This window comes from Alteromonas pelagimontana (genome assembly GCF_002499975.2).
GTDB classification, from domain to species: domain Bacteria; phylum Pseudomonadota; class Gammaproteobacteria; order Enterobacterales; family Alteromonadaceae; genus Alteromonas; species Alteromonas pelagimontana.
Window position 1 is genome coordinate 401,912 of record NZ_CP052766.1, and the last position, 24,393, is coordinate 426,304.

The following is a 24,393-nucleotide window of genomic DNA, read 5'->3' on the forward strand; positions in this document are numbered from 1 at the left end:
ATTTACTTTTCCGCAAAATGTAGATTGGCACCAACAGGCTTGTCGACTCGCCCGCCGGTATACGTGGTTCGAGATATAGGCGCTTCTTTGCCCCAGTAGATTTTTCGTTGGGCTTTTGATACGTGCCTGAAGCCAGTGTCATCGGGATAGAAACGTTGTTGTGAGGCCGTATTCGTCCGAATTCCTGAAGTTTTTTCGAAGTCAGACCAAATGGACGCCGCATTGACGTCTATCTGGCGCTTTTCCTCGCTGATAGAGAAATCATCTAACAACCCCTGATAAACATTCTTGGTAAATATTTCCCCTTCATCGTCGCGGTGATGCTCATAAACAATCACTTCACCGTTCATCCAACCACTGCCGAGAAATAAGGCCACGAACGTTTTTTCATTAGCATCAAGCGGTATAGTAATGTCGTTCGTTTTGGGGTCCGACGTGGTCTCAAAATCATCAATATCATCGCCGTTCAGGTAACCCGGGTGATACACCTCAAAGTTGTAGGTGATTGGCATGTCTGCATCGGTCAGGCGATACCAAGTGCCGGCTATCTTCATTTTTATCAGGTAAATGGACGTGCGCCCCTGATTGGCGCGGCGCTTTAAGCGGTCCAATTGAGAAGTTGAAAGCGGGATCATAGTTGCTCTATTAGCTCGACATCGTGAACGATAAATTTGGAATTCTTGGCGCTGACTTCACAGCTTGAGCGGTCTTCAACACAGACCTGAAACTCTACGTGCTTGCCATAGGCAATTTGCGCACTTGCGGAATAGGCTTGTATGACAGGTTGTGATAGCGTCACCAATGCACGGCCAGTCGAATCAGAGTCATCTCCGATAGCAATCTGGTAAGCCTTTTCAGAACCTGAAATCTGGATAAAATCACCAGCTGGAACTGCGTTGGAGCGATTTGTTGGCAATCCTGCAATAACGATCTGACGAGCACCCCGCTGCACTACCTGGGCTAAAGTTAGCCCTGTGTGACTTGCTATTTCGGGAAATGGATTAGGTAGCGGGAAGATAGCTTCGCCCCCCATGTAACTATCTATCACTGCGGCCACGCCCATACCTTCGGCGTAGTCCAACATAGAGCTGGTTAATGAGATCATGTAGTAAGGATCTTTACTGCCCTTTGAGCGGTACCGGAAAAGACGCGCTGAGGGCAATCGTGTATCCGGAACCAACTCAAACGACGCATCAGAAAATTTATCAACGGGGAACGTCATGCTATGGGCCTGTTGCTGATTTTGTTGAGCATGCGCTTCAACCGCTTTGGCTGGCGCTCAAGTGCAGCGTAGATATCGTCGGAAGATCCTGCGAGGTGATTAGTAACGCTAATGGACATTCCTGAAGTTGCACCTAGTCGCTGACCTTTTGTGAAATCAGTGACGTACTCCTGGGGGTGAACCATTGCCAGCATACCTCCTTTACCATCAAGCCCGCCCGCGCGTATCCCATCTCCGGTATAGCCACCGCCGTCGTAAGACGCTACCGCAGCAGAGGCGGCTAATCCCCCTATCGCTGCTGCCATTGGCTGAGTTACAGCGAGTGCCGCACCCATTGCTGCCGGGGCTGCAAATGGACCTACGATTGGGATGGCGGCAGTGCTGGTAAACGCATTGAGGCCTGCCATCAAAGAAGATGCCTGCGCGTTCAGCGCAAGACCTGAAGCCCCTGCCACCGCAGTGGATTTTCCAACTAAAAGTTGTACGGCTTTATAGGCAAGCCATTGCGCGGCCATTGCTCCGAGCGCGCTAACTGTGCTTCTGGCCATACCTTCAATTATGCCTTTTATGGCGTCGCCTGTAGATTCAGAGTCAAACATCACGGATTCCAGAGCACTACCCATCTGCCCCGAAAATGTCTCTATCGTGGCTTGCGACAACTCATCAAAATTTGTCAGGTTTTCTTCAGCCGCTTCTAGCCACTTTTCCCAAAACCCGCCTTTAATTTCCTGCATACGCGACGCATGATTTTCTTCTGCATCGAGTTGAGCCTGACGATATTCCTCTTCTAATTCCTGAGTCAGTAACCCTTTCTTTTCTATCAGCGCTATTTCATCTTGCATCCGCGTCAGTTGGCGCTGATAACGTTCCTCTTCTATTTGTTCATCAAGCCCAGCAAAGCGAAGGCGCTCTTCGTGAATTTGTTCAAACGTTGATGCGGCAGAGTCAATAAGTGACTGGTTGGCAGCGGATGCTTCTGTTAAATCGACGGTGGGCTTCAAATTCAGGAAGCCGTTGTCGTTAATATCCCCCCAATAATTCTCTGCTGATGATTTAAATGTGTCGTCAAAATCGAATCTACCCGAAACAGGCAGGTTGATATTAAGGTCTTTCGGCAACCAATCTGAAGCGCTATCCAATCCGGAAAATTCAGTATCGATCTGAATGGGATTGCCGTTTACTTCATTCAGGAGATCAACGATAGTTAAAAACTGTTTAGCTTCTCTTTCCGCTCTCGTTACATTGATAAGGGCAGGTTTTTTTTCATCTTCCGGGCCGCCAGAAACTTCATTCCGCTTTTGCTTATATTTATCTACTCGCGCAGAGAAATTATTAAACCAAGAATCAGTATCACCGAAGGAGACGTCAGGCATATTGCTAGCTTGCTCGCCAAAACCTGCCAGACTTTCTTTTAGCTCATCAAGCTTCTGAGCAGCTTCCTCGTTGTCAGCAGATATCCATTCAGCGAACGAAATTTGCCCCGTCGTGTATGCAGCAAGCCACTCTGCTGTGTTTTTTACGCCATCTAATGCTTTACCTGTTGCAGCAATAACCGCCAGGCCTTTCTTGCCTCCGATGAACGCACCAGCTAGTCCAATCTCTTGCATCCATCCCGGAAGGGTACGATAGCCATCATAAGCATCACCCATTATGCTAGTGACAATCGAAATAGCTCCCGCCGTGGTAATTATAATATCCTCGGCAGCTTCGAAACCTTCCTTTATCTCCTTGGCAAATCCGTTCGATTCTTTTGTTGCATCAACCAGAAGATCCGTTGCGGCTTGTATGTACGGTGAAAATTCAAAGGCAATTTTGTTTCCAACGCCAGTTAGAGACGCCTCAACCCGAGCAAAATCGTTTGCCACTTCTTTCATGGTGTTGAGTTCAGACTGGCTCATGGCGGCATTAAGTCCGCGGAACTCCTCAGCGTAACGGCGGACTGCCTCTCCATTGTTTTTCAGCGCAGGAAGTAGCAACGTAGCGTCGTTAGCGATCGACTCCATGTAGAAGACTTGCTCTTTCGCGCTTACGTTCGCATCGTCCATTGCCTTTTTAACAGCAATAAGCACATCGGTACCGGACAAGTCTTTCAGAGCGTCAGCGGTTAAACCGACTTGAGGCGCTACTTTTTCAAAGAAATCCGCGAATTCACCGCCGCCAGTTGCTAAAAAGTCACCTAGCTTGTCCTGAACGTCCTTGGAAATATCAGCGAATTTTTCTTGACTGATGTTGAACTGGTCAAACGCGTAGCTAAGCGCCTGAAATTCTTCAACGCCATAGCCCGCCACTTTCGATAATGCGTCAAGCTCTTTCGCGTTTCGCACAGCGTTCACGGTCAGTGCGCCAAATGATACGGCCACGCCAGCCACCGCCGCAGCTGAAGCCTTGGCGGCATTCGTGACGCCAGACAATCCAGAATGGATCGATTGAAACGCTTGCGCAGTTTTGTCTTTAGCGGAAATGATAAATTCGTATTTATTCACTATTAACCTGCGCTTCTATTATTTGCATTGCATCAACGTACTTCACTGGCTGATCGTAAATACCGCCCGCCACTGCCATTACGCCTTTGCGATAAAAGTGGTAAAGCTTGATGAGCTCGTTGCTTTGATGTGTGATCATGGGAAGTAGGCAGGTCTTTGACGACAGACCTATTTCGGGGATTTCCCATTTTTCGTAAGGTGCCGGGTTGGAATCATTGCAATACCGACCAAAAGCGCACCTTTCGCAGTTGTAGTCTTTAGCGTGTTTAGTGACTTCAACTGCGATTATGAGTTTTTTCTTTCTTCATCCGCGAGACTGGATTTCTCGTAGATAGCTTTGGCAACAACCGCGTGATGTGCGGCTGGCATGCTCTCTATAAGCTTCTGATCTTCAAGACCGTATTTAAGCAGCGTAATGATGGCAGGGAACGAAAAGGTGAACCGTCCCAGCGTGTAGTCCATGCCAGCGGTTACCGCCTCGGTTAACTGAAGCGGTTTCAATGCCTTAATGGTGTAGGTTTTGGGCGTCTGCGCGCCCTCTTGATCCTTGGGTGTAAAAACTTCGTTAGCTAGTGCTTGCATGGGATTCCTTAACTAAATGTGATGGACCAGTCGTCATCGCCGTTTGTCTCATGACAACCGAACGTCAAATCGTCTGTGCGGATCTGCTCACGTTCACCGTGGGCGAGTTCTCGGATAGCGATGGAGGCATCGATTTGATAGCGATTACCGGTTGTGCTGCCCACAGGACCAGTGCTCAGTGCCAGTCGGGTACCGTCTTTGAATGCTGTATAGAAATTTTTGGTAGCAAGGCTGACTGCGCGAGGGTCGATGGTGCCGTTGGGATCTCGCTTCGTAATTTCCACATCACCGAACCCCCAATCGCTAGATACATCGCCATTGATAACGATGTTATTGCCAGCATTCAGAGAAAGGGAGTTGATGATGGCGCCATACTCATCAATTTTGAACGCCACTTTGATGAAAGGTTTAGGCACCGTGCTGTTGTAGGCCAATGTAGGGAATAAAGCGTCAGCTAAACCACCATCGTGTCCGGTAAATTCGAATTGTGCAGTGCCAAGTGCGCCTGCCTCAGCATTCAACGTGACATTACCTTTGCACCCCAACAGCTTGTACAGGCGTCCGTCCTGGTAGTAATAAATCGTGGCTGATTCATGGCCATCAGAAACAGGGGCGTACGTAACTGTGCCAGCACCTATTGTTTCAGATAGTCCGCAGGCACGAAGGGATTGTCCTATTTCCGGTGCAGTGCCAGCCGTCCCCGACCCTTTTAACTCAGCGGTAAAGCTCAACTTCTTCATTGTGCCGCCGAAAATTTGTTGATCAGTGGCAATAGAAGGCTTGATGTTCGGGCGTTCTATCATCCGAAGCCCTTCATTAGAAATCGAAACGGCAGATACCAATATTGAGTCAACCAGTGGATCAGGCGCTGACTCAGTACCCGGCGTACTTTCAATTTTTAAAGCAATCGCTTCTCGAGTAGTCAGCATTACTTTTCCTCTTTTTTCTTAGGTGATTCGGTGGTTCTGCTTCCGCCTTTGCGGGTGACGACTTTCTTTCTTGCGTTCATAATTTTTCACCGGGCAATAAAAAACCCGCCGAAGCGGGTTTGTGTTTAAATTCTGTTCGACCTTACTGCGAAGGGTCGTTAATGCTAGTGCGGTACTTCACTTGCCACGACTGGCGAACGGCCATCGTGTATTTATCGCCATCACCAGAATATTCAGGTTCTGACTGACCCAACGGCGTAATGCTTTGCACGTAAGCAAGATTCAGGTCGGGATTAGCCATAAGTAGCACGTGAATTTGGTTGCGAATATTTAACGCTTCTTCATCCAGGCTGGTCGTGTTACTTCGGGTTAGGATATCGGTATGCACAACCAGGTCCCAATCGATGAAATGGGTACCGACTGAATCTGGCAAGTCCTGCCCCATGCGCACAACAACAGCCGGATGGTCATACGGTAGGCGTGAAGAGTTGCGCTGCACATCGAGTGTGGGGCCATCTTCCAAAAGTGGTTGAAGGGCATCAAAAATCGTTGTGACAATCTCACCGGCTCTATGCACTTTTCACCTCAATATCGATTAGCGGCTCTGCTGTGGTGGGTATTCGCTCGATAGTGTAATTTCGATCTCTCACCAGCAGCGTATCGCCACGGCGGAAGAATTTAGCATCGGCGTTTTTCACTGTAATCACTGTCATTCGCTCAACGCCGGTTTCGCCTTCAAACTCGGTATCGCTAAAGATAGCCTGCACCGTTACGCCGCTAACGATGATGTTTTCTTCTTCACCTAGGCAATCAATGCAGTCTTGCGCTGCTTGGTTGAGAATACTTTCAAACGACATGGCTATTTAGCCAATTTATCTTTGATAAGGGCGTCAGCTAAATCTGCATCAAGATTGTGCTCGCCTGGCGTCAATGGATCTTCACCGGGTTTAACTTGCACAGTAAATAGTAGCTCTACCTTTTTGGCAGATGCTTTTTTCTCTGTCTGAGGCTTTGCACTGGACATGGTGACTCCTAAAAATAAAGAGGGGCGTTAGCCCCTCAGATTAAAAGACAGTAACAGACACGAAAGCATCTGGGTCTGGCGTGATCATCAGCGGTGCTGATTGCGTCATCACGTATTCAACCGAGGGATCGTCCTGCGCCCACGTTTTCGGCCAGCGAGACGCGGCAACAACGCCTTCGTCATTCGCTTTCACATCGTGAATGGCGCCATACGCCCGGACGCCAGAATAAGCAGCATTGCCCATCAATATCTTGTTGGCAGGCATGTAGTATTCTTTCTCATTCGTTTCTGGGTCGGTGTATTGACCGGTATAAACCCAGATTTCTACGTCACCAAAGTAACCCTTAAAGCTTGTTACCATGCCTAAGTCTTTTGTGGCTGTTTCCATTTGAGAAGAGCTACCACGAAGCGTATCCAACTTCTCTTTTACTGATTTAAATGAACTAAATTTAGTCCATGCGCCCTTACCCATCACGATAAGACCGACAGAGCCTGTCGCATTCTCCGCCCAGTTAGTGATGTCATCGGTAGGGTCGTAAGTGGCAGGGTCCACAGTATCCCACTTTGCAGCGCCAGAAAGGGCAATGTTGTTGCCAGCGGAGCGACCAAAGTCAACTTCCTGATCTGGGTAGTCTTCACCCTTCACAAGGACCTTTCCAGTTAATACGGCTTGCGCCGCCATCCACTCTTCACGATAGGTGATCGCTTTGTCTTGGCGAACAAGATTGTCGGTCAGTGCCGCCATTTTACGTTGCGCTGGAGACATGGAGCCAAGAAAGGCTTCACCAGGCCGACGCTTGAGCAACTGACCGGGCTTAATGGCATGCTTGGGCTTTAAGTAGGCGGGTTTAAAGGTTTTAAGCTCTCCACCACGCTCTTTGTGAACTTTGCCGGCAACGACAGGAGAAACGAACGGCGCCATAACAACGTCTTCGGAAACTTTGTCGAAATGGATATATTCATCATCAAACGTGATCACGCTTGGGAAAAACAGAGACAAGAAGAATGACTCAAACTTGCCTACCGTCTGTACGATTTCTAGCATAGTGCTAGTGCTAACTGCATTAAACATGTGTTTGCTCCTTAAAGTTTAGCAGCTTTGGTCTGCAAGCTGATCGGGGTGCCGACAAATGCCAGCGACTTGGTTGTGTCGGTAAAGCTTGCATGCCAAGCGAGCATGGAAGGATCAAACGTGCCAGCTTTAAAAACTTGACAAGTCACGTCACCCGCGCTTGCATCGATTGCCTGGGGCGTAATGTATACAGCCTTCTGGCTTCCGTTAGTGGCGGCAGTATCGGTTTCGACATATTTACCTGACGAGGTAACCTGCCCAATAGGCGTGAAAGCCGCAAGGTTTTGGCCAGACGCGATGGTAACTGAGGTAGTGGCAATCTGATCGCTGCCACTTGTGACATCTTCATAATCATAGGTTTCGGTAAACATTACTTAACTCCAACAGATTTGTTATAGGCTGCAATATATTTGGCGGCCTCGGATTCCTCTTCGGCTTCTGCAATTGCGCCAATGCCAGGCTGTTCTGTGGCGCTCATTGCGATATCAAGCGCGTTGCCTTGGGCGGCGGATTTGCTTTCAGGCGATGCCTTCATTACCGCGACTGCATCTTCTGCAGATAAATCGGTGTTAAAAGCGAGATGCTGAGCTAAATCAGAACGGCCTTCGGCTTCAGGGGCTTTAAGGATGGCAGCGCAACGCTGTTTTTGGTCAACCGCTGGGGCTGACGCTGCCGGGCTTGCTTGCTGTTGGGCTTCAGGTCCGGCACTTACCGTCTCGTCTGCCGCTGGGGTTGCTTGCTCACTCATTGTGATGCTCCGCTGTTGTTGACTGTCCGTGCCGGACAGGTGTTGTGTGAAATGGGTAAGAATGTTGTGGGAATTAATCACCTCATCAGCCAAGCCAGCATCGACAGCAGCTTGGCCGGTATAGGAAAGCGCTTCCGTTGCTAAAACTTCATCGAGCGAAAGGCCGATATTGCGAGAAACTTTTCCAGCAAACTGTTCGCGCAACTCATCGCATGAGGATTTGAATTGCTGATAAACATCGTCGGGTAAATTTTTGTAAGGGTTGCCGTCAACTTTATGAGAGCCCGAATAAATCATGGTAATTTCCATGCCGTATTCGCTCAGCATTCCTTCGTAACTGGAATGGATTTGCACCACGCCGATAGAGCCACTTATTGCGGTCTGGGTCGTAAAGCGTTTATCTGCTGCGCTACCGATACACATTGCTGCGCTGCAGGCCATATCGTCATAGATGGCCCATAACGGTTTTTGCTTATTTTCAAAGATGTGGTCGCAAGCGTCGAAGCAACCCGCGACAGTGCCGCCAGGTGAGTTAATGGATAACAGGATACCTTTGACGTCTGGATCCTGATTGGCTGCATCGAACATAGCGACTATGGCGTCGTATCCGGAGATGTAGGAACTGACAAATCCCAACTTATGAATCAATGCGCCAGATACCGGAATTACCGCTACGCCGTCTACCAAGTAATAGGGCTTGTTGGCGTAACCCCCATGACTGGAATGGTAAGCGCTGGGCGTTTGTGAAACGCGAGGTTTACCCTCTGTATCAACAACGCCTTTTTCATCAAAAAGACTTAAGCCGCCTTTTTGTTTTACTGCTAAGGAGGCGAGCAACAGGCGCGCTGATTTCGCGTCCATCGCCAGAGACTGGTTTAATAGTGTTTCAAGCATAGATATAAAAGACCACTTTACGCGGCCTTTCCCTGTGTTTGGGGGTTTTGCTCTTCTGGTTCTACGGTTTCATTGAACCGTGTAACCTGAGCCCAGCTTGGCGGGGGTAACCCAGCGGTTTTTCGCTCTTCAGCTTCCCTGACCTGTTGGCTAAACACCTCCTGATAATCTTCACCCATGGTGGCTAGTTCTTTTTCATAGGTAGATAAACCAGACTCAATGCGAAGCACCGCTTCCTTGACTTCTTTAAGGCCATCGATAGCAAGACGTCCAGTACCGATCCATTCCGTGTTACACCAGGCAGATTTACGTTCGTAGAAGTTATATTTTGCCTTACGCGGCAATGTGAGGTATCCACGCTGTATCGCTTCTTCAAACCACAGTGAAAAAACGGACGCCCCAAATCGCGCAGGAATGACCTTCCGACGACCAATAAAATAGCGCCATGACTCCATCATTGAAGCGCGGGCACTGGAATAATTCACTTTGGAGTAGTCACGGGCGAGCTGCTCGTAACTCATATTCATTCCGGCTGCGGTGTAGCGAAGGATAGCGGATTCCAAATCAGCAAAGCCATTGTCGGCATTACCGGGCGTTTTAAGATTCAGGGATTCGCCAGGGAACAGATGCGGAATTTTAACCCCGTTCATTTTTACGTTAGCGCCCTGATGGAATTGCCCAGAGAACGCCAGCATGTTAGTTAAACCCTGCTGAACATTCCCCCCGCCAGTAGAAGCACCAAGGATCATGTCGTGAGCAGTCTGAGAATCTAGTTCAGATTCAATGACAGCGGCATACATAGCACTAACAACAGCATTCTGCAGTTTGGTCATCTGCAATTTATCAATCATGAATAATTGCTCCATGACTGCCATAAATTGTGTGGCCGCTCGGGTTTGGCCGTCTTCGCGAGGCTCAAAAATATGGATAAACTGCTGTCTTCCCCAGCGTGTTTCGCGCGGTACCCGACGCCAGCCGCCAGAGTTAAACCCGTTCAAGGATTCACCGATACCGTACCGAGGATTTAAAACGTGATATGCGATAGCTGAGCTGTAGCGATCTTGCTCTACGCCACCACGCAGCCGTTCAGAGTCTGGTACACCAAGAGGGTTGGATACTCGCTTGGGGGAGACCATCTTAATTGCAGTTTTAAAGAGGCTTCCGGATCTGGATATCCATTCTGCCGAGGCCATCGCTTCACCTAAGTTGACGTGTGTGGCTACAACTTCCCGCGCCATCATAGTGAACGTGCGCTTTCTTTCTGCATCCAGATAGCAGCCAACCGGATCTTCCGCATGCTCTTTCCATGCAGATTCAACATCAGCGGCCATTGCGCGTGAGTCTTGTTCGGATATTCCTAAAGACCGCCAGTTAGGCTTGTAGCTCAATCGGAAATGCGAACCAACAATATTATCAACATGCAGCTGTACTGCCCCGCTCGCATAGCCATGATTCTTTACCAGATCATCAGCGCGGGCACTTCCCATTTGCAGGTCGGGAAGTATACCGGCGTCAGCTGTTTTTAGCGTAGGCATCCAATCGGAGAGTTGATTGCCAAACCCACCTGACGCACCACGAAACGCAGACGCCATAGGCTGGCCGTTCTGATCTAGTATTTTAACATCTTTCAAAATCTGACCCCTGCCGGAGGCATGCGACGGCCAGTTCCTTCAACTACCCGTGCTAACGCATCTATGTATTCGTTGAGTTGCGTTAGCGTTGCACGAGTATATTCGACGGACATACCATCCTTGTTTACTCGAACGACAGCGGTGCCTGTCATGAGCTTATGACGCGCAGCTCTGGCTTCAGCCAACTGCTGTGTCTGTTCAACTGTTGCCATTTAGTAATCTGCCTATATCTGAAATACTGGGTGATTTGCTTGCGCTTTCTTCATATTGAGGAATTAGGGTGTCAAGATTTAGCCCAAAATACTGTTGCGCGATACGAAGCGCTGCAAGGTTGTAAACTTCGCAATCCAACTTCTCGTTCCGCTTGCCTGGCGGGTTAACCCATCGATACGTTTTTTGCCCCTTCACAATCAGGGGCTTCTTCACTTCAGCTAGAAGTTGGTTGAAGAATGAAATGTCGCACCACTCTTTCATCGGAAAGTGCATGCTGCCAGGGTGAGGAACAGTGGGATCGCTAGGAACGATACACACCCTGTCGTAAATCATATCTTTGGCATTGTCGGTGCCGACCATTACCAGGTAGACGCCGTGTGAATTTTTCTTTTTAGGTTTCGTCGCGATAGGCTTGCCGTATTCACTCGCGCCCTTGCCGGGGAATAGTCGCATCACACCAAAGCGCTTGGTGAATTTATAAACCTCATCGGTATAGTGGCCACCGGAGTCAAATACTCCCGTCGCCCAATTCATTACTTGCCCGTTCGCTTTGGTGTACGATTTTCGTAGCGGCTTTTCTAACATGTCCCAGAAGTCCGGCGTGGATGGATCGCCGTGAACCTCAAACTGGTCGATAACAAAACTTTCTTCGCCAGCAGCCCAGCCTTTAACGGTAAATTCAGCCCAGTGATCTTGCATATCACCACCCACGGTGATAAATCCTACTCGGTCTGGCACTTCCGCATTGTAGTGTTCGCGGCGAGCAAGAAGATGCTCAGGCTCTGTTTTCACCCGCTCTAGTTCTTCAAATGCTTCACCCAATGTCGTGTTGATAAACGACTTGAGCTTCATCGGGTTGCCCTGCGCCTTGTACCAATCGGTGATAATGCGAGACCAAGGCGAGAAGTTTGAGTAAAGTGAATTAAGGATCCACGTCACTGATTCTGGCGTGGGCGCTATCCGCTTTTTCTCAGGGAAATCGTCACGGTGGTAATAGGTAATGCCATCAATAGTGGCCAAACCGTTATTACTCAGCCAATACCCTTGCTTATCCGCTTCGATAAAATCGGCGTATGTGAATGTGTCATCACAACTTACGCAGCGATATCTTGCTGATCTGGCTCGTTCTGAACCTTCAAGTTCTTTATTCCACTCAAGACCGTGACTGGCATCCTTACCGCCAAAAATAAGCTCTTGGTGTGCCCCGCATTTACAGCAAGGGATGTGACGCCGAAATTCCTGCTCTGATTCGTCGGCCGCTTCGGTAATTTGGCATTCGCCTTTTACTGTGGGGCTGGATCCCCGAATTGATTTACCAAAAGCTGAACCTTCAAGGCGCTTATCACCTAAGAACGTTGGCGAGCCTTCACCTTCTACATCCCGATCAAACTTCGACAGCTCGTCGTAGATAGAGACGTCCAGTGATTTTTCGCGGTAGTTCTTCGCAGCCTTGCCGCCCATCAAGAACAATTCGCGCCTATTGACGAAGGCTTTGTTCTCGATGGTGTTTTGTTTGCTCTTTTTGTTTAGGTAAGGAAATATGGCTCGTAGTGGGTCAACATCCCGAAGCATCGGGTCGATATGCTTTTTACTGAAACCATCCCTTGCACCATCATCGGGTTGCCAGACTCCGACGTTTCTTTTTTTATGCTCAATGAAGTAAGCAATGGCGGCGCAGATAAGTTTGGTATAACCAACCCGCGCCGACTTTAACCAGTTGACTTCTCTGATGTCGTCATTGCACATCGAGTTGAGAATGGCAATCTGACTTGGAGCCGTCTTCCAAGGGCCTTCAATGTATGAAGATTCTGGAGACATGTAGTAATGAGCATCAGCCCATTCAACACCAGTAAGCGGTGGCTCTCGATAAAGTACACGGGCACCCTCGCAAAGCGCTTTTTTAAATTTTCGCCTCTGCCTGGGTGATAACTTCATCAATGATTTCGTCTAAGTGATTGTCGAGGTTAGCCGCCTCATTCTGATGCTTGATCGTCTCTGATTTGATAAAGTCGATAATGCGCTGTTCTATCTCGGGATGACGTCGCTTAATGTTTGGTGCCAGTGAGTCCAGCGTTGCACCAACCTGCGATAAAATTTTGGCTAAAATGTCCCTGGCCGCTTCAACAGGAATTGCCCGACCTTCTAAAATCTCGTTTTTGATTTCTTGCGTGATGCGCTGCTGTTGAGTGAGTAAGGCTCGCTCTAGCTCAACATCGATAGTTTCGCCGCCGTGGTTAACTCGGTTGTTGTTTTTCTTAAGCTCTTTTTCTATCCTGTTTTCAATGACATCTTGAACCCGATAAAGCTGCTGTCTTCCATCTTTACGATATGGCTTCACGCCCCATTTATCAAAGGCTTGCGTTGAGATGCCGCAAGACTCCGCCATGGTCTTTTTGTTCAGTAAATAAGTTTCCATAACGGTGTTCTATTTGTGTGTTTCAGAGTGGATAACAAAACAACTTCGACTCAAAATGACTCATAAATAGCCAAACCTTGCGCTGCTGCGTACCCGTAAGCCCTTGATTTGCTGGGAAGTACCTTTTTCTTGTAAAGAATATTGACACTGCAAAGAAAGCTGACAACCCGCGCCATTTCGGTGCGCCCCGTCACTTTGTTGCAAGTCGAATCTGATTCTTCACAGCCGCTGCCATGTCTTTATTGAATCGTATGGACGCTGACTTCTGTAGTAGCTTCTGCATTGGCTGACTATCGAATGTGTTTCTAATCGACGGGCCTAACACAGACTTAAGTGGTGTTCTCTTATCTGATGTGCGGGTGAACACTAGGAGCTTACCGCTTGTTCTGCCCTTACCTATGAACGTGCCCTCGTAGGTCTTGGACTTACCCCAGGCTTTTGCTTTCACGCCCTTGGCTTTGTACTTACCACGCTTACCGCTTTTGAGTTTGCGGCGGCTATTGAAGTGGTTAGGCTTTTGATTGGCTGCGGTAACAAACTTGATTAAGTTAGTGGCACTACCTGTACGGGCATTGACCTCTGCCTTGAGTTTGGCTTTGGTGGCCTTCCAGACTTTAAGCTCTTTCCTTACATCTGAGACTTTGATTCCTGTCTCTTTACTTATCGCCTTACCAGCATCCGTCCTTACACCGGTAGCCGTTCTGTTGAGTGCTTGAACTGTTGCCTTGGGTATCGCGCTTTCTTTGATTCGTTTAAGGTCTTGCGTGAGCGATGCGATGTCGTGCTTGAATGAGACCTGCATAATAGTGAAGTATCAGTCTCTACCCAAAGGAGTAACGATGTGAGTGTTGTTGTTTCTGTCGTGCAGGCGCTCAATCATTTTCTTAATCTCGTCCAGGTTCTTATCTATCCTGTCCATGTGGGCATCGAGCTGTATCTGTTTAACGAAGTTGTTTGCTACATACAGTTGGTACTCAGCTAATGCGCGGTCAAACTCCATTGAAGTCTTGTTGAGCGATCTGGTTAGCTCCGTTACCGATGAGTTCAGTAACTTGTTTTGCTCTTTAATGCTGTTTACCCAAAACCAGAAAGCGGCTTGAATAATACTCACAAGCAGCGTGACGATGGATAGCACTATTGTTAATGTCATTTTGTCCATCGTTTAGCCTTTGAACTTTGAATGCGGATGATTAGGTTTTTGCTTTTGTAACAACGGCATTAATACCCTTACCGACCTGTCTGAGTCCTGCGTATGTCCACGGTAGTGTTAGTAGCAGAATGAGGATAGTTGCGTCAGGCGACTTATCGTAGAATACGTAGACGATAGCAGCTATGAGCGATACCCACGATTGGCCAGGCCGAGTTGCAGCGACATACCATTTGTCTGAGTTATCGCCGTTCTGAATAGTTGCTTGTGTTGTGGCGTGAGCTGCTTGCGCATCATTGAGCTTTAGCCGCTCCATTTCTGCTAAGTGGTCGCGAATGCTTTTCTGTTCTTCGTGAGCAATACGCTTTAGTTCTACAACTGTTTGCGGGTTGTTCTGAAATGATGCGAGTACGTCATCTGGGGTATCTGAACCCGTAGCGCTCTTTACCATTGCAACGCCAGCAGCAATAGCGGCAGGTGCGTTACCTGTTAGAAGTGAACCGACAAGCGTAGCACTTGAGCCAGCATTCTCTTTTAACCATCCGCCAACGTCTGACCAATTCATGATTTAACCTTCGCGCTTTTGACAAATGGAACGGGCTCACCAAATTGAGGGAAGAGCATTGCGCCGAATAAATTAAACCCTCGGGATTTAGCCATCCACTTGAAGTACTCATGCTCTTTAACGTCATCGATACAACATACTGGCACCAGATGTTCGTTTACTTCTTTGAGCGCCACCCATTCTTCAATGAATCTAGGAACGACGATATCGATAAATCGCTTTAGAAGATTCATGACTTACTCGGCTTATACAATTCGAAGTGAGGAAGATCATTGAACTTCTGATCTAACGTTTGTCCGTCCATATCCCAATCACCGCCCCACCGTACCAGGTGCGTTATCTTTCCTTCCGCGTAAAGCTGTCTTGCGACACACTGCACAAATCCAGCGAATACCGCGAACGCCATGTGATCATCCCAGTCAGTGTTTTTCTTGTCCGGGAAGTACGGGCCGCTATCGATTGCCAAACTGGGTAATGTGTTGTGCTTTGAGTCAGGCCACTTGAGTTGGCTTTTCCCATCTCTATACGCCCTGTTCTGGTCGGCTTCATTTCGGTGGCCACAGAACACTGAGCAATTTATGTATTTGGCTAACTCAGCCCATATCAATTGGATATCGGCATGGCAGGTTTCGAGCCTGCTTTGTGATGTTTTGCTATATGGATACATAAATATTCTAATTAGGTGCCCCTGTGCAGGGCGAGGTGTGGAATGTGCTTTGGGTAAGCACGGAGAGCCAACAAAAAAGCCCCGACGGTCAGGTCAGGGCTCTACGCAATTTCTGCGACTTTAGAATATTTTACGGTAATTTAAGGGATATAAAAAACCCATATCTGGTGTTTGAATTAATTAACGGTTAAACGGATAAAAATAGAAGAGCCCTTCTCCCGCATCAGCAATTATTTTCTTTTGCTCTTCTTGCAAGTTTAGGGGCGCTAATGCGTCATTCATATTTCTCGCAAGCGCTCTTTTTTTAACCTCACTAATACTTGCTGCTACACTCTCAGATGCTGCCTTTTCAGGAAGGCTTTCCCCGGTTAAAGCAGAGAGGCGACTGGTCAATAAATTGTATTGGCTGCGCTGCTGGTCGTACTGATACTTAACATTTTTCCAATGTGACCTAGCACGTTCTTTTTGTTCAAGTATAGTTGCCCTCATGCCATCCTTAGGATTGAGAGGTGTCTTATGGTATGTAGCTTCAGATATGAACTCTGCGAACCCAGAACCCACAACCTCTTCCAGTAACTTACTTGCTTCATCCACTACCCTTGTGATTTGGCCTGCTTTCAGGGATTTCTTCCAAGCGTCGATCCCATCAAAACCAAAAATCGCCAAAGCAACGCCCGCAAGCCCCGCCAGTAAACCACCAAGGTCAGATAAATCAGACAGTGTTACCCACGAAAACCTGTCCACCCTCCCTACGTGGTAGCCGAGAACAAAGGCTGCGGGAATTCCTATAAGTGCTAGTAATTTATATAGTCCGTTCTTCAAGTGAGTTTCCTTTTCGGTTTTATCTGTACATTACCAACTTCTCAGCCCTATCCAGCCAGATACTACGAAAATTACGGTCATCTTTTATGTATCGCTGCTTAAGTGCCTCTGAACATTCAGTTTGCATTGATTCGATAAAGTCATCAATACCTTGCAGACTCCAGGGAACAAATACTTCTTTGTTCTGTGGCAGTATTGGCGAATGAGTAGGCGAGCATGTAGCAGTGACCGGACGCTCTACGCCTTCCAGCTTTTGCGCCCTAAAATCTTTCTGCCCGACCCTCGCGCGTCGGTGAAACTTCGGGTTGCTCTTTTGCATCCGCGTTACGAAAGCAGCAAACAAACTTCCTCCGGAACTTATTTCAGTACCATACCGCTGCCAAAATCTACCCCATTCACGCAGCTCTGCGCGGGTTTCTTTTATCGTCCGGCTTGCTTTGCTGTCTAACATTTTCATAAGCCTCTACTAAGTCGATCTGCAAGTCTTTTAATATTGACATTACCGTGAAAAAGCTAGGCTCTGTCTCGCCCCGCTCATACCTGCCAAGCGTGTTCACTGCTATTCCGAATTTAGCTGCATATTCTATCATGCTGTAGCCTCTTTCGGTCCTGGCGTATCTTATGATTAAGCCGCCGCGCGGGATGTATGGTGTTTGATAGTTAAATTCTACTGATTGACTCATACTGCTTCCCGGGCGTTATGCCGCTTGCTGTTTTTCGATATCGCGGCAAAGCTTGCGATAATGTGCTTTTAATTCGATTATTTCGGACACTTGGTAATGTTTTGGCGGGTGATTGCCTTCCAGCCATTCTACTTTTTCGATTCCTAGCTTCTTAATCAGGTTTACCCGGTACTTGATTAGGTTGCCGGATAAATGGTTATTGCAGGGGGTGCATTGCAAATGGCAATTTAGCTCTTCAAACCGCAATTCCGGCGCGCTGCCTACGCTTCTGTAGTGGCCCGCGTGGTACTGGCCTTGGTGATATCTTCCGCAGCTTATGCAAGGCTCACCCTCGTCTCGAAGCCTGATAAAGCGGTTAAACGCTACCTGGCATTCTTTCAAGTGCTCAGATTTCGTTTTCAATGCCTGCTTTTTCTTCTGGACTCGCGCCCTTTCAACTTTACGCCCCTGCTCTGCTAGCTTAGTAATGTTCGATGCCGCAAACTCTGCAAAGCACTCAACGTTACAGAACGCTTTCAAATTCCTGATTAGCATTTCTTCCTGAGGGCCTTTTTTTCTGCATTGCGAGCAGCGGCGGGATTTCATTTAAGCCACCACAAACTTATGAGACTTACGTAGCGCCTCTCTGAATTTATCAGCAGCCTCTTTAACATCGCTCCTCTGCCGAATGCTCATGCTGACGCCATTAAAATCAAATTTCACATACGCAATCCCCAACCTTCCGGCTAAGTCCTTTGCCTCAGAGATAACGTCTTCTATCGAAGTCCCCGCCATAGCCTCCAGTTCTAATGTAAAGTTACTCACCCCTCCCCCCCATGTTTTCTTTGCATGGCCACGGCACGTAGACGCCTAATTTGCTCGTCGTATGCCGATTCAGCGTCTCATAGATAATCGTGGTTTCTTTGGTACTAATGCGCGTTGTTGATTTTTCTTTTGTTATAGCTTGCTGAATTGGGCGCCATAGAAAATCCTTAACGCGCTCCATATTCCAGTTACAGTCTGTCTCAACTCCGTTAATAGTGATGACGAAATGGTGTCCGGCATCATTGAGCGCATCGGCTAGCTGCTGGCAGTACTTATGGAGCGATGAGTTCTGTGGAATGCTCCGTGTCTTGTCGAAGTTAAGTCGCATTTCCAGCCACTTTTTTTCATTCCACTGCTTTAATAAATAATTCTGAGCACATTTTAGTGAGTGCTCAGAATTAACGACGAAGAACTGGCCGTTCACCACTGACCTCGCTGATCTAGCCATTCATCCACGGTTTGCTCTCTGCATGCCGCGCTTACTAACCAGGCGTCATACTCCCTAACAGCTTCAATCTGCTCATCAGTGAAAGGCTTCTTGCGCTCCCAAATAAGTTTTCCGGCGCGGTGGATGCTTACAATCCTGTCAATTGCTGGTTTTGAGCAGCAAACAGAGCTTATAGATTCAGGGTCATAAAAATTTAAAACGCCATTATCAAAAGTCAGCTTGTCGCCTTCAATTAGATCTGGCATGGCATTAATATCTCGAACGACTTCGTGACTGTCAGTCGCGCTGGCAAAGATTGGTCTTAATAGTTCGCCTCCGACGCCACCTGTGTAAGTAGAAACTAAATCTCCATTTTCGCTTAATGCTGACGCTTGGGCGTTAACATGATCATACTCTATGTAGTATTTATCTCCTGACTCTACGCCTACATGAGTCCACAATGGCATTTCTTCCACCTCGCTCTCCTCTTGTGGTCTTGTTGCTATGGTTTTCCACTCCGTCATATCAATAGGAGCGGAAGGTTCGCTATACATCCTGCCGCCTTGTATTCTTGCGAAGCAGTAGACGGCCTGCCGCCCCTCTTCCAAAATATCTTTTTGCATCCAGACATCCGCCCACTCAGGCGCTTTCGACCAATCAATATCCATCACGCTATCTCCTTAAACATCTGCTCATAGTAGTCATCGTCATTCATGGGAATGTGCTTAGTGAGCTCCCGATCTTCAATTGCGTCACGAACTTCCTTCTGTCGTTTCAGAAAATCACTCTGACTTGCTCGCATGTCTTGACGTACACGCTCGTCCATCATTTCTTGTTTTGTCATGCTGCCTCCTTGCTGTTTATCTCAATGCTGTTATCTACCTGGTTGCCGAATACATCCCAGCCGGGGGTTTGAGTACGGGCAAACATTTCGAGTCGCGGAACGTCGCCGCATAGCTCAACGGCTTTATTGCGGAATGCCGAGGGTTTTTCTGAATGCTTTCCGACTACTGCGCTATGAACTGCCCTAACTGAATGGCTCACAGGCTTTGGCTTTCCGCGAGTGGCGATGATGGCCGACTCACTACCCGCGCGAGTCCAGAAACCCATCCCAAAATGCGGGTTCTGATTTCTGGTTAATTTGTTCCACACAAAACCATTCATGTTTTTCAGCGTGAAGCCCCATGCGTTGCAGAGATCTAACGCTTCTTGCGGCTGACTACCTACCCACCACATGATGAGCACGCAGTTGTCAGCGCATAAATCAGGCACCGGGAGCTGCTTCATTTGCTCAAGTGTCATTACATCGTATTGACTTGCTGCGCCTGACGTCATAGAGCCGCCGGTTTTCTTGTTATTGAATGACCAAGGTGGATCTGCGTAGATAATTTCGTATTTGCTCATGCCGACTTCCTCCATGGATATGACTCGGGCGCAGTGACAATGCCCAGGCTCTTTCTGTATTTCGCTATCTCAATCACTGTCATGCCCTTAGTGCGAAACGCGCGGTATCTGGTAATTAGGCCCTTGGACATGCTCAACTCAACGATGCATTCGTCACCGTAGCCCATTTGCTGGATTGTTTGACTAAGTGCTTTGCGGTGGCTCAGATGCTGCTTTGCATCTTCAACGCTTACCCATCGGCCGTTGGAGAAATCTATGATTGCTTCTAAGTGAGGTTTCATTCGCCCACCTCGAACTTGTCTGAATAAGCTTTTGGCTTGCCTTCTTCACCAACAATCTGTTGCCCGTGTGCCAACGGGCAAAACTGACTGAACTCGCCTCTGAACGCTGAACCAACCATGCCAATCTGCCCCATCCGGCACTTAGTAACGTTAAGTTCCGCTAACCCTCTGTCGCTAGAATTTGGGTTGTAAACGTCATCGCGGTAGATGAATATAATTTTGTCTGCGTCCTGCTCTATCTGGCCGGATTCACGCAAGTCTGAGTTCACAGGGCGCTTGTTGTTGCGGCTTTCAACATTCCTCGATAGCTGGGACAAAACGACGAACGGACAATTGAATTCCTTGGCCAATGCTTTTATTCCACGGCTGATTTCACTTATCTCATTGGTGCGATTGTCGGTCTTGGTGGTGCCGCGAATTAGCTGAAGGTAATCAGCCATGATAAGCGTCGGGTTCCCAAAGCGTTTTTTGAAGCGGCGGATTTCTAGCCTCATGCGCGGTATGGTCATGTAGGCATCGTCGATAATTTCCATGTTCTTCTGCCGTAATTTAGCCATCACACCAGACGTTTTCGACCAAAGAATATCGTTCATGCCGCCAGTTTCTTTGTTTGGCTGCTGTAGTGCGCTAATAGGTATCTGCCCTAGGCTGGACAGCATTTTGTACATCAGCTGCTGCTTAGGCATTTCCATGCTGAAAACAATGGGTCGCCCGCCGTCACGCAAGGCTTCGGTAGTTACCATGTTCATGGCAAGAGTGGTTTTGCCCATGGAAGGACGAGCAGCAACAACTATCATATCCGCTGCCTCAAGACCGTTTAAGCGAGCATCAAGATCCGGCAAGCCCGTAGAAATTCCTGCGATTTCCTTTCCGGATTTGAGCCGCTGCTCTATTTCAGTGACGGTGGCGCGCATAGCTTCATCGATAGAGTAATCCTGCACCTTGGTGAGTAGCCGTTCAGACACTTCCCCTATCCGGCTCTCGGCACTACCCAATATTTCGATGGCATCATGGCCGGTTGAGTTATAGCACTGCTCCTGAATATCGTTTGCCGCAGCAATGGCTTCACGCAGCATGGCGCGTTGCCGAACGGTTTGAGCGTAGGTAGTTAGTCCGGCGGCAGATGCAACAGATCTTGCCAAGCCGTAGATGTACGTATCACCGCCAGCGTCTTCTAATTTCCCTTTTGCCCGAAGGTAATCAGGGATGGTTGCGATATCAGCTACCTGAGCGTTCCCCATGATTTCGCAGATTGCTCCGTAAATTGTCCGGTTAGCACGGCTGTAGAAATCGTTCTCGCTGAGTATGGAGGCAACGACATCAAGGTTTTCGTTTTTCACCATGATGGCTGCAAGGACTGACTCTTCGGCGGCGAGACTGTGTGGGGGAACACGCAGTTGCTCAACGTTGTGAGGATTGGCGTTATTGGAGATCACGCTTCGTCCCTCCACTGCTTGTTGCTCAGGAACTTAGCCGGATACATTTTCAAGTGATTGAAATATGGTGATTCTTCGTTAGTGCCTTTCTTGTCAGCAATGTCCTGATGCGCTATGGAAGCAAACTCACAAAGCTTGTTGATTTCCTCCACGAATGCCTTCTTGCCTACCCGTTCGATGTACTTGTCTGGAAATGCTTTTACAAAATTGTCTGTGTAGGTTTTGGCTTTTGGTGCTGTGTTTTTTAGCTCTACGGTTTCTTTGCACTTTGACCAGGTTTTCCAAAAATGTTCAAAGGCTTTCTTGCGAAGCTCTGTATGCCTCTGCTGGGTCTCTGACCCTGCATATATATCTTGTTTAAGATCATTATTGTTTATATGTGTGCCAACGGGTGTGCCAGAGGGTGTGCCAACACCATCCTTGTAGGCCGCTAAATCCGTGATGTTCGGTGTGCCAACTGGTGTGCCAACTGGTGTGCCAACTTTTTGCCACTTTTTCCACCCTGAAAAGCCCAAAATAATGCCAACAAATCGCTTACCATTCATGATTTCGCGAGTATACATTTGGTTCATTTTCACGAACTTTTCGATTACCTGGCGAGCATGGCGTTTATCTCTGAAAGCGGTAAACATATTTGCAGCATCGGCATAATCAAGCGCGTATTCACCAGGCTGCAACGCAACCTGTATACCCTTAAATTCGGCCGTATAAGGCTTATGCTGAACCAAGGTAAGCATCTTGGTGAAAAAGCCGTACAGGAGCGCATCAGATGCCCATTTTTGCTTGTTGATGTCACGCCATAAGTTAACGTAACCGTTCTGGCTGGGCATTTGCTGTTGCCCCTCGTGTAATTGGTGAACTGTCGCCTGACTACCCATGACGCTTAACCTCTTTAGCTGCTTGTTGAGTGATAACCGCTTCAAGCTGGCTAATCAGCTCTACCGCTTCCATAGCTGTCAGCGTAATGACCTTGCCGACCTGGTTAACCCTCAGCGCTATCTGATGACCAGAGGCCGCTATGGTGTATTTAGGGTTGTCAAACTTTGTTAAATCGCTCATAATCTCTCCTGTTTGTTTGATGAGCCCCGTAGCGTTAGTGCGCCATGATCGGGGCTTTTTCATATCTGTAGTACCCGCGTTTGTTTGCGGTAGCCCGTACGTGGGCTAGCCGAAAGCGCCTATCGAGAAACGCACTACAACCCGCGTAACGCTTTGGTGAAGCCCTTGTTAGGCCATCTCGGATTTATCTAGGTGTATTTGATGGAGTATTTCAACTGACTCCGTTTCCCAAGGGCTTCCCAAAACGCCCTCATTTTGTAATCGTGGGGAGGGCAACCACGGTCTTTTCGGTTACAAGGGAGACACACCCCTCGGGCGTAGCTGGCAGTTAAGCTGCTTGCGCCATATAAACGTCATCGTTTGCACTTATGACTGATTAAACAGCCGCATTCGACGACGAAACTTACTTGGTTACAGATAAAACCCGGGCACTGTGTAAACCGCATAGAGCCAAATCGAACACGGTAGTGTTATCAGGCAAAATGCTGTTGCCATTGCCACTTGAATCTTCTGCGAGTGCCGTTTCAGCCATTTGCTAAACGTTCTGTCAGTTACACGCTTATCCATTGTTAAAACCTCTTGTGAGTCTTTGTAAATGTCGTCAAATAGCTGAGTGATGCGGCTCATGATGTTAGCTTCGCTGCGTATTCAACTAGCCATACCTTGGGAGCTAGCCAGATTTGAAGCCAGTCAAGATTGATTAGGCCAGCACCTACACAAAGCATGCAGAGGGACAGTAGGCCAGAAGAGATCCACACCATTACCCCAAGATGATTCAGCTCTGGTGCTTTATCAAAGGACCACCACTCGTAAGCCCAAGACGTTTCCTCTCTATTCTGTGGAGGCTTGGGCATTAGTGAGCGCGTTTTTCTTAAAATGAGTATCGGCGAAGCCATTAAAGCCATTCCAATAACTGCCAAGACTAAGCTGTGAATTGAGTGCCACAGAAGCAGCTGGTTGATATACTCCGGCAATTCCGCTTGCAGAAAACTACCGGCTGAATCAATGCCGTTATTTGCCTTTTCAATTAGCTTTGCTACTTCTTGCTGTAAGTCACTCATGCTGCTTCCTTATCATCTTGCTGTTCGTCATCACGCTCTTTGCGTGGTAGTGGGATTACCTTGCTCATGCGGATTTCTCCTGCTGGCTTACACATAGCGGTACTCTTTCTTGTCCAGACGCTTTTCAATCGCGTCTATCCGTTCATTCTGAATAGCTTGCTCAATGACAGTTTTGTCTACTGGGTAGCCATTTTTGTCAGTGATGAGGGCTTTGATTTCCTTTGAAGCATTAATCTTGGAAAGGAAGTCTGCGAATACCTCAGGGCTTGCCACCAAGATTCCACTCAGAGAAAGATGCAATGTGCCAGCCCATACATCTTCTACTGGTCTAAAATGCGCATCTTGGAAGTCCTGAATTTTTACTGTGATGTCATGGTACTCTTCTAATAAATCCAGCACTTCAAGCGCTAACTTCAGTTGGTTAATCTTGCTCATTACTCAGTACCTCTGGTATGGTTAGATTTGGAATCAATAGACAAGGAATCGTTATGCCCAGCATTGAACTCACTCTCAAATGTGCCAAGTGCGGTAGCCAAAAGTTCGAGCAGCCGGACAATCCCAAACCGCATGACAAGATCACCTGCTCCCGGTGCGGAGCTATCGGTAGACACAGCGAAGTCCAGAAGGCCTCTATCGAGGCTATGAAGAAGGAAATTTCGCGATCCCTCGGAAAGGCTTTTAAGAAGTTCTGACTCAGTAAGTTGCTCCAACTGCGCCGCAATTTGCTCGGCATTCTCAACTTCGAGTTTTAGTGTGTGGGTAGCTGCGTCGCCGTTACTCATACTTTCCTTGCCCTTTTCATTCTTTGGTAATAGTGCGTAAA

At 48.0% G+C, this 24,393-nt stretch carries 37 protein-coding genes; 1 reads left to right on the forward strand and 36 read right to left on the reverse strand.

Annotated elements, in window-relative coordinates; translation table 11 throughout:
- Positions 1–2: 2 nt before the first annotated feature.
- From CA267_RS01715 to CA267_RS01890, 36 genes are all read right to left on the reverse strand, one after another.
- Positions 3–635, reverse strand: coding sequence for a hypothetical protein (locus CA267_RS01715; protein WP_075609072.1), 633 nt, complete (start codon positions 633–635; stop codon positions 3–5).
- On the reverse strand, positions 632–1,222 hold the full coding sequence (locus CA267_RS01720; protein ID WP_075609071.1) for a hypothetical protein: 591 nt from the start codon (positions 1,220–1,222) through the stop codon (positions 632–634). Before CA267_RS01720 ends, CA267_RS01715 begins: the two co-directional genes overlap by 4 nt.
- Positions 1,219–3,705: a phage tail tape measure protein gene (locus CA267_RS01725; protein ID WP_075609070.1), complete on the reverse strand. Its 2,487-nt coding sequence runs from the start codon at positions 3,703–3,705 to the stop codon at positions 1,219–1,221. The genes CA267_RS01720 and CA267_RS01725 overlap by 4 nt, the downstream gene beginning before the upstream one ends.
- Complete coding sequence (locus CA267_RS01730) at positions 3,698–3,844, reverse strand: hypothetical protein (RefSeq protein ID WP_170669000.1); 147 nt, start codon at positions 3,842–3,844, stop codon at positions 3,698–3,700. Before CA267_RS01730 ends, CA267_RS01725 begins: the two co-directional genes overlap by 8 nt.
- A gap of 146 nt (positions 3,845–3,990) precedes the next feature.
- Positions 3,991–4,287: a hypothetical protein gene (locus CA267_RS01735; RefSeq protein ID WP_075609069.1), complete on the reverse strand. Its 297-nt coding sequence runs from the start codon at positions 4,285–4,287 to the stop codon at positions 3,991–3,993.
- An 8-nt stretch (positions 4,288–4,295) separates the two neighbouring features.
- A complete protein-coding gene (locus CA267_RS01740) occupies positions 4,296–5,216 on the reverse strand; it encodes a phage tail tube protein (RefSeq protein WP_075609068.1) in 921 nt (306 codons plus the stop codon).
- Between the two features lie 142 nt (positions 5,217–5,358).
- Complete coding sequence (locus CA267_RS01745) at positions 5,359–5,793, reverse strand: hypothetical protein (protein ID WP_075609067.1); 435 nt, start codon at positions 5,791–5,793, stop codon at positions 5,359–5,361.
- Positions 5,786–6,073 carry a head-tail joining protein gene (locus CA267_RS01750; protein ID WP_075609066.1) on the reverse strand — a complete coding sequence of 96 codons (288 nt, stop codon included), beginning with the start codon at positions 6,071–6,073 and terminating at the stop codon, positions 5,786–5,788. The genes CA267_RS01745 and CA267_RS01750 overlap by 8 nt, the downstream gene beginning before the upstream one ends.
- Positions 6,074–6,075: 2 nt before the next feature.
- Entirely contained in the window at positions 6,076–6,240 is a 165-nt protein-coding gene (locus CA267_RS01755; protein WP_170669001.1) for a hypothetical protein, read from the reverse strand.
- Positions 6,241–6,280: 40 nt separating this feature from the next.
- Complete coding sequence (locus tag CA267_RS01760) at positions 6,281–7,312, reverse strand: major capsid protein (RefSeq protein ID WP_075609065.1); 1,032 nt, start codon at positions 7,310–7,312, stop codon at positions 6,281–6,283.
- An 11-nt stretch (positions 7,313–7,323) separates the two neighbouring features.
- A complete protein-coding gene (locus tag CA267_RS01765) occupies positions 7,324–7,683 on the reverse strand; it encodes a head decoration protein (RefSeq protein WP_075609064.1) in 360 nt (119 codons plus the stop codon).
- On the reverse strand, positions 7,683–8,954 hold the full coding sequence (locus CA267_RS01770; RefSeq protein ID WP_075609063.1) for a S49 family peptidase: 1,272 nt from the start codon (positions 8,952–8,954) through the stop codon (positions 7,683–7,685). The genes CA267_RS01765 and CA267_RS01770 overlap by 1 nt, the downstream gene beginning before the upstream one ends.
- A gap of 17 nt (positions 8,955–8,971) precedes the next feature.
- Positions 8,972–10,585, reverse strand: a complete 1,614-nt coding sequence (locus CA267_RS01775; protein WP_232367584.1) for a phage portal protein — start codon at positions 10,583–10,585, stop codon at positions 8,972–8,974.
- Positions 10,582–10,797: a gpW family head-tail joining protein gene (gene gpW, locus CA267_RS01780; protein WP_075609062.1), complete on the reverse strand. Its 216-nt coding sequence runs from the start codon at positions 10,795–10,797 to the stop codon at positions 10,582–10,584. The genes CA267_RS01775 and gpW overlap by 4 nt, the downstream gene beginning before the upstream one ends.
- Positions 10,784–12,733, reverse strand: a complete 1,950-nt coding sequence (locus CA267_RS01785) for a phage terminase large subunit family protein (protein ID WP_083638397.1) — start codon at positions 12,731–12,733, stop codon at positions 10,784–10,786. Before CA267_RS01785 ends, gpW begins: the two co-directional genes overlap by 14 nt.
- On the reverse strand, positions 12,699–13,214 hold the full coding sequence (locus CA267_RS01790) for a terminase small subunit (RefSeq protein WP_075609061.1): 516 nt from the start codon (positions 13,212–13,214) through the stop codon (positions 12,699–12,701). The genes CA267_RS01785 and CA267_RS01790 overlap by 35 nt, the downstream gene beginning before the upstream one ends.
- Before the next feature lie 190 nt (positions 13,215–13,404).
- Positions 13,405–14,016 (reverse strand): phage tail protein, encoded by a 612-nt coding sequence (locus CA267_RS01795; RefSeq protein ID WP_075609060.1) that lies wholly within the window; start codon positions 14,014–14,016, stop codon positions 13,405–13,407.
- 12 nt (positions 14,017–14,028) lie between these two features.
- A complete protein-coding gene (locus tag CA267_RS01800; RefSeq protein WP_075609059.1) occupies positions 14,029–14,373 on the reverse strand; it encodes a hypothetical protein in 345 nt (114 codons plus the stop codon).
- Between the two features lie 31 nt (positions 14,374–14,404).
- Positions 14,405–14,926, reverse strand: a complete 522-nt coding sequence (locus tag CA267_RS01805; RefSeq protein WP_075609058.1) for a hypothetical protein — start codon at positions 14,924–14,926, stop codon at positions 14,405–14,407.
- Entirely contained in the window at positions 14,923–15,159 is a 237-nt protein-coding gene (locus CA267_RS01810) for a hypothetical protein (protein WP_075609057.1), read from the reverse strand. Before CA267_RS01810 ends, CA267_RS01805 begins: the two co-directional genes overlap by 4 nt.
- Entirely contained in the window at positions 15,156–15,332 is a 177-nt protein-coding gene (locus CA267_RS18965; RefSeq protein WP_232367585.1) for a M15 family metallopeptidase domain-containing protein, read from the reverse strand. The genes CA267_RS01810 and CA267_RS18965 overlap by 4 nt, the downstream gene beginning before the upstream one ends.
- A 441-nt stretch (positions 15,333–15,773) precedes the next feature.
- Positions 15,774–16,415 (reverse strand): hypothetical protein, encoded by a 642-nt coding sequence (locus CA267_RS01820; protein ID WP_075609055.1) that lies wholly within the window; start codon positions 16,413–16,415, stop codon positions 15,774–15,776.
- A 19-nt stretch (positions 16,416–16,434) separates the two neighbouring features.
- Positions 16,435–16,872, reverse strand: a complete 438-nt coding sequence (locus CA267_RS01825) for a hypothetical protein (RefSeq protein WP_139316235.1) — start codon at positions 16,870–16,872, stop codon at positions 16,435–16,437.
- Positions 16,811–17,098, reverse strand: coding sequence for a helix-turn-helix domain-containing protein (locus CA267_RS19205; protein WP_075609053.1), 288 nt, complete (start codon positions 17,096–17,098; stop codon positions 16,811–16,813). Before CA267_RS19205 ends, CA267_RS01825 begins: the two co-directional genes overlap by 62 nt.
- Positions 17,099–17,113: 15 nt before the next feature.
- Positions 17,114–17,683: a recombination protein NinG gene (locus tag CA267_RS01835; RefSeq protein WP_075609052.1), complete on the reverse strand. Its 570-nt coding sequence runs from the start codon at positions 17,681–17,683 to the stop codon at positions 17,114–17,116.
- Positions 17,684–17,902: a hypothetical protein gene (locus tag CA267_RS01840; RefSeq protein ID WP_075609051.1), complete on the reverse strand. Its 219-nt coding sequence runs from the start codon at positions 17,900–17,902 to the stop codon at positions 17,684–17,686. It lies immediately after the preceding gene.
- Positions 17,895–18,350, reverse strand: a complete 456-nt coding sequence (locus CA267_RS01845; RefSeq protein ID WP_139316234.1) for a hypothetical protein — start codon at positions 18,348–18,350, stop codon at positions 17,895–17,897. Before CA267_RS01845 ends, CA267_RS01840 begins: the two co-directional genes overlap by 8 nt.
- The gene (locus CA267_RS01850; RefSeq protein WP_139316233.1) at positions 18,323–19,000 is read right to left on the reverse strand and encodes a hypothetical protein; all 678 of its coding nucleotides are present in this window, start codon (positions 18,998–19,000) and stop codon (positions 18,323–18,325) included. Before CA267_RS01850 ends, CA267_RS01845 begins: the two co-directional genes overlap by 28 nt.
- Positions 18,997–19,173: a hypothetical protein gene (locus tag CA267_RS01855; RefSeq protein ID WP_170669002.1), complete on the reverse strand. Its 177-nt coding sequence runs from the start codon at positions 19,171–19,173 to the stop codon at positions 18,997–18,999. Before CA267_RS01855 ends, CA267_RS01850 begins: the two co-directional genes overlap by 4 nt.
- Positions 19,170–19,733, reverse strand: coding sequence for an MT-A70 family methyltransferase (locus tag CA267_RS01860; RefSeq protein ID WP_217358049.1), 564 nt, complete (start codon positions 19,731–19,733; stop codon positions 19,170–19,172). Before CA267_RS01860 ends, CA267_RS01855 begins: the two co-directional genes overlap by 4 nt.
- Positions 19,730–20,014, reverse strand: coding sequence for a hypothetical protein (locus CA267_RS01865; RefSeq protein ID WP_075609047.1), 285 nt, complete (start codon positions 20,012–20,014; stop codon positions 19,730–19,732). Before CA267_RS01865 ends, CA267_RS01860 begins: the two co-directional genes overlap by 4 nt.
- On the reverse strand, positions 20,011–21,450 hold the full coding sequence (dnaB, locus tag CA267_RS01870; protein ID WP_075609046.1) for a replicative DNA helicase: 1,440 nt from the start codon (positions 21,448–21,450) through the stop codon (positions 20,011–20,013). Before dnaB ends, CA267_RS01865 begins: the two co-directional genes overlap by 4 nt.
- A complete protein-coding gene (locus CA267_RS01875; RefSeq protein ID WP_139316232.1) occupies positions 21,447–22,187 on the reverse strand; it encodes a hypothetical protein in 741 nt (246 codons plus the stop codon). Before CA267_RS01875 ends, dnaB begins: the two co-directional genes overlap by 4 nt.
- Positions 22,188–22,320: 133 nt before the next feature.
- Positions 22,321–22,509 (reverse strand): hypothetical protein, encoded by a 189-nt coding sequence (locus CA267_RS01880; RefSeq protein ID WP_075609044.1) that lies wholly within the window; start codon positions 22,507–22,509, stop codon positions 22,321–22,323.
- Between the two features lie 623 nt (positions 22,510–23,132).
- Positions 23,133–23,570 carry a hypothetical protein gene (locus CA267_RS01885; protein WP_075609043.1) on the reverse strand — a complete coding sequence of 146 codons (438 nt, stop codon included), beginning with the start codon at positions 23,568–23,570 and terminating at the stop codon, positions 23,133–23,135.
- 87 nt (positions 23,571–23,657) lie between these two features.
- Complete coding sequence (locus CA267_RS01890; protein ID WP_075609042.1) at positions 23,658–24,005, reverse strand: hypothetical protein; 348 nt, start codon at positions 24,003–24,005, stop codon at positions 23,658–23,660.
- Between the two features lie 53 nt (positions 24,006–24,058).
- Here CA267_RS01890 and CA267_RS19275 point away from each other — a divergent pair, with 53 nt between their 5' ends.
- Positions 24,059–24,262 carry an ECs_2282 family putative zinc-binding protein gene (locus CA267_RS19275; protein WP_456298156.1) on the forward strand — a complete coding sequence of 68 codons (204 nt, stop codon included), beginning with the start codon at positions 24,059–24,061 and terminating at the stop codon, positions 24,260–24,262.
- Positions 24,263–24,393: the final 131 nt, after the last annotated feature.

Excerpts from the sequence above, each read along its gene's own strand:
- CA267_RS01735 (WP_075609069.1), bottom strand. The coding sequence starts at position 4,287 with ATGCAAGCACTAGCTAACGAAGTTTTTACACCCAAGGATCAAGAGGGC.
- CA267_RS01805 (WP_075609058.1), bottom strand. The coding sequence starts at position 14,926 with ATGAATTGGTCAGACGTTGGCGGATGGTTAAAAGAGAATGCTGGCTCA.
- CA267_RS01855 (WP_170669002.1), bottom strand. The coding sequence starts at position 19,173 with ATGACAAAACAAGAAATGATGGACGAGCGTGTACGTCAAGACATGCGA.
- CA267_RS01720 (WP_075609071.1), bottom strand. The coding sequence starts at position 1,222 with ATGACGTTCCCCGTTGATAAATTTTCTGATGCGTCGTTTGAGTTGGTT.
- CA267_RS19205 (WP_075609053.1), bottom strand. The coding sequence starts at position 17,098 with ATGAGTCAATCAGTAGAATTTAACTATCAAACACCATACATCCCGCGC.
- CA267_RS01730 (WP_170669000.1), bottom strand. The coding sequence starts at position 3,844 with ATGATCACACATCAAAGCAACGAGCTCATCAAGCTTTACCACTTTTAT.
- CA267_RS01770 (WP_075609063.1), bottom strand. The coding sequence starts at position 8,954 with ATGCTTGAAACACTATTAAACCAGTCTCTGGCGATGGACGCGAAATCA.
- CA267_RS01875 (WP_139316232.1), bottom strand. The coding sequence starts at position 22,187 with ATGCTTACCTTGGTTCAGCATAAGCCTTATACGGCCGAATTTAAGGGT.
- CA267_RS01800 (WP_075609059.1), bottom strand. The coding sequence starts at position 14,373 with ATGGACAAAATGACATTAACAATAGTGCTATCCATCGTCACGCTGCTT.
- CA267_RS01880 (WP_075609044.1), bottom strand. The coding sequence starts at position 22,509 with ATGAGCGATTTAACAAAGTTTGACAACCCTAAATACACCATAGCGGCC.
- CA267_RS01885 (WP_075609043.1), bottom strand. The coding sequence starts at position 23,570 with ATGAGTGACTTACAGCAAGAAGTAGCAAAGCTAATTGAAAAGGCAAAT.
- CA267_RS01765 (WP_075609064.1), bottom strand. The coding sequence starts at position 7,683 with ATGTTTACCGAAACCTATGATTATGAAGATGTCACAAGTGGCAGCGAT.
- CA267_RS01715 (WP_075609072.1), bottom strand. The coding sequence starts at position 635 with ATGATCCCGCTTTCAACTTCTCAATTGGACCGCTTAAAGCGCCGCGCC.
- CA267_RS01865 (WP_075609047.1), bottom strand. The coding sequence starts at position 20,014 with ATGAAACCTCACTTAGAAGCAATCATAGATTTCTCCAACGGCCGATGG.
- CA267_RS01810 (WP_075609057.1), bottom strand. The coding sequence starts at position 15,159 with ATGAATCTTCTAAAGCGATTTATCGATATCGTCGTTCCTAGATTCATT.
- CA267_RS01845 (WP_139316234.1), bottom strand. The coding sequence starts at position 18,350 with ATGGCTAGATCAGCGAGGTCAGTGGTGAACGGCCAGTTCTTCGTCGTT.
- CA267_RS01835 (WP_075609052.1), bottom strand. The coding sequence starts at position 17,683 with ATGAAATCCCGCCGCTGCTCGCAATGCAGAAAAAAAGGCCCTCAGGAA.
- CA267_RS01755 (WP_170669001.1), bottom strand. The coding sequence starts at position 6,240 with ATGTCCAGTGCAAAGCCTCAGACAGAGAAAAAAGCATCTGCCAAAAAG.
- CA267_RS01860 (WP_217358049.1), bottom strand. The coding sequence starts at position 19,733 with ATGAGCAAATACGAAATTATCTACGCAGATCCACCTTGGTCATTCAAT.
- CA267_RS01795 (WP_075609060.1), bottom strand. The coding sequence starts at position 14,016 with ATGCAGGTCTCATTCAAGCACGACATCGCATCGCTCACGCAAGACCTT.
- CA267_RS01825 (WP_139316235.1), bottom strand. The coding sequence starts at position 16,872 with ATGAAAATGTTAGACAGCAAAGCAAGCCGGACGATAAAAGAAACCCGC.
- CA267_RS01890 (WP_075609042.1), bottom strand. The coding sequence starts at position 24,005 with ATGAGCAAGATTAACCAACTGAAGTTAGCGCTTGAAGTGCTGGATTTA.
- CA267_RS01740 (WP_075609068.1), bottom strand. The coding sequence starts at position 5,216 with ATGCTGACTACTCGAGAAGCGATTGCTTTAAAAATTGAAAGTACGCCG.
- CA267_RS01760 (WP_075609065.1), bottom strand. The coding sequence starts at position 7,312 with ATGTTTAATGCAGTTAGCACTAGCACTATGCTAGAAATCGTACAGACG.
- CA267_RS01785 (WP_083638397.1), bottom strand. The coding sequence starts at position 12,733 with ATGAAGTTATCACCCAGGCAGAGGCGAAAATTTAAAAAAGCGCTTTGC.
- CA267_RS01790 (WP_075609061.1), bottom strand. The coding sequence starts at position 13,214 with ATGGAAACTTATTTACTGAACAAAAAGACCATGGCGGAGTCTTGCGGC.
- CA267_RS18965 (WP_232367585.1), bottom strand. The coding sequence starts at position 15,332 with ATGGCGTTCGCGGTATTCGCTGGATTTGTGCAGTGTGTCGCAAGACAG.
- CA267_RS01750 (WP_075609066.1), bottom strand. The coding sequence starts at position 6,073 with ATGTCGTTTGAAAGTATTCTCAACCAAGCAGCGCAAGACTGCATTGAT.
- CA267_RS19275 (WP_456298156.1), top strand. The coding sequence starts at position 24,059 with ATGCCCAGCATTGAACTCACTCTCAAATGTGCCAAGTGCGGTAGCCAA.
- gpW (WP_075609062.1), bottom strand. The coding sequence starts at position 10,797 with ATGGCAACAGTTGAACAGACACAGCAGTTGGCTGAAGCCAGAGCTGCG.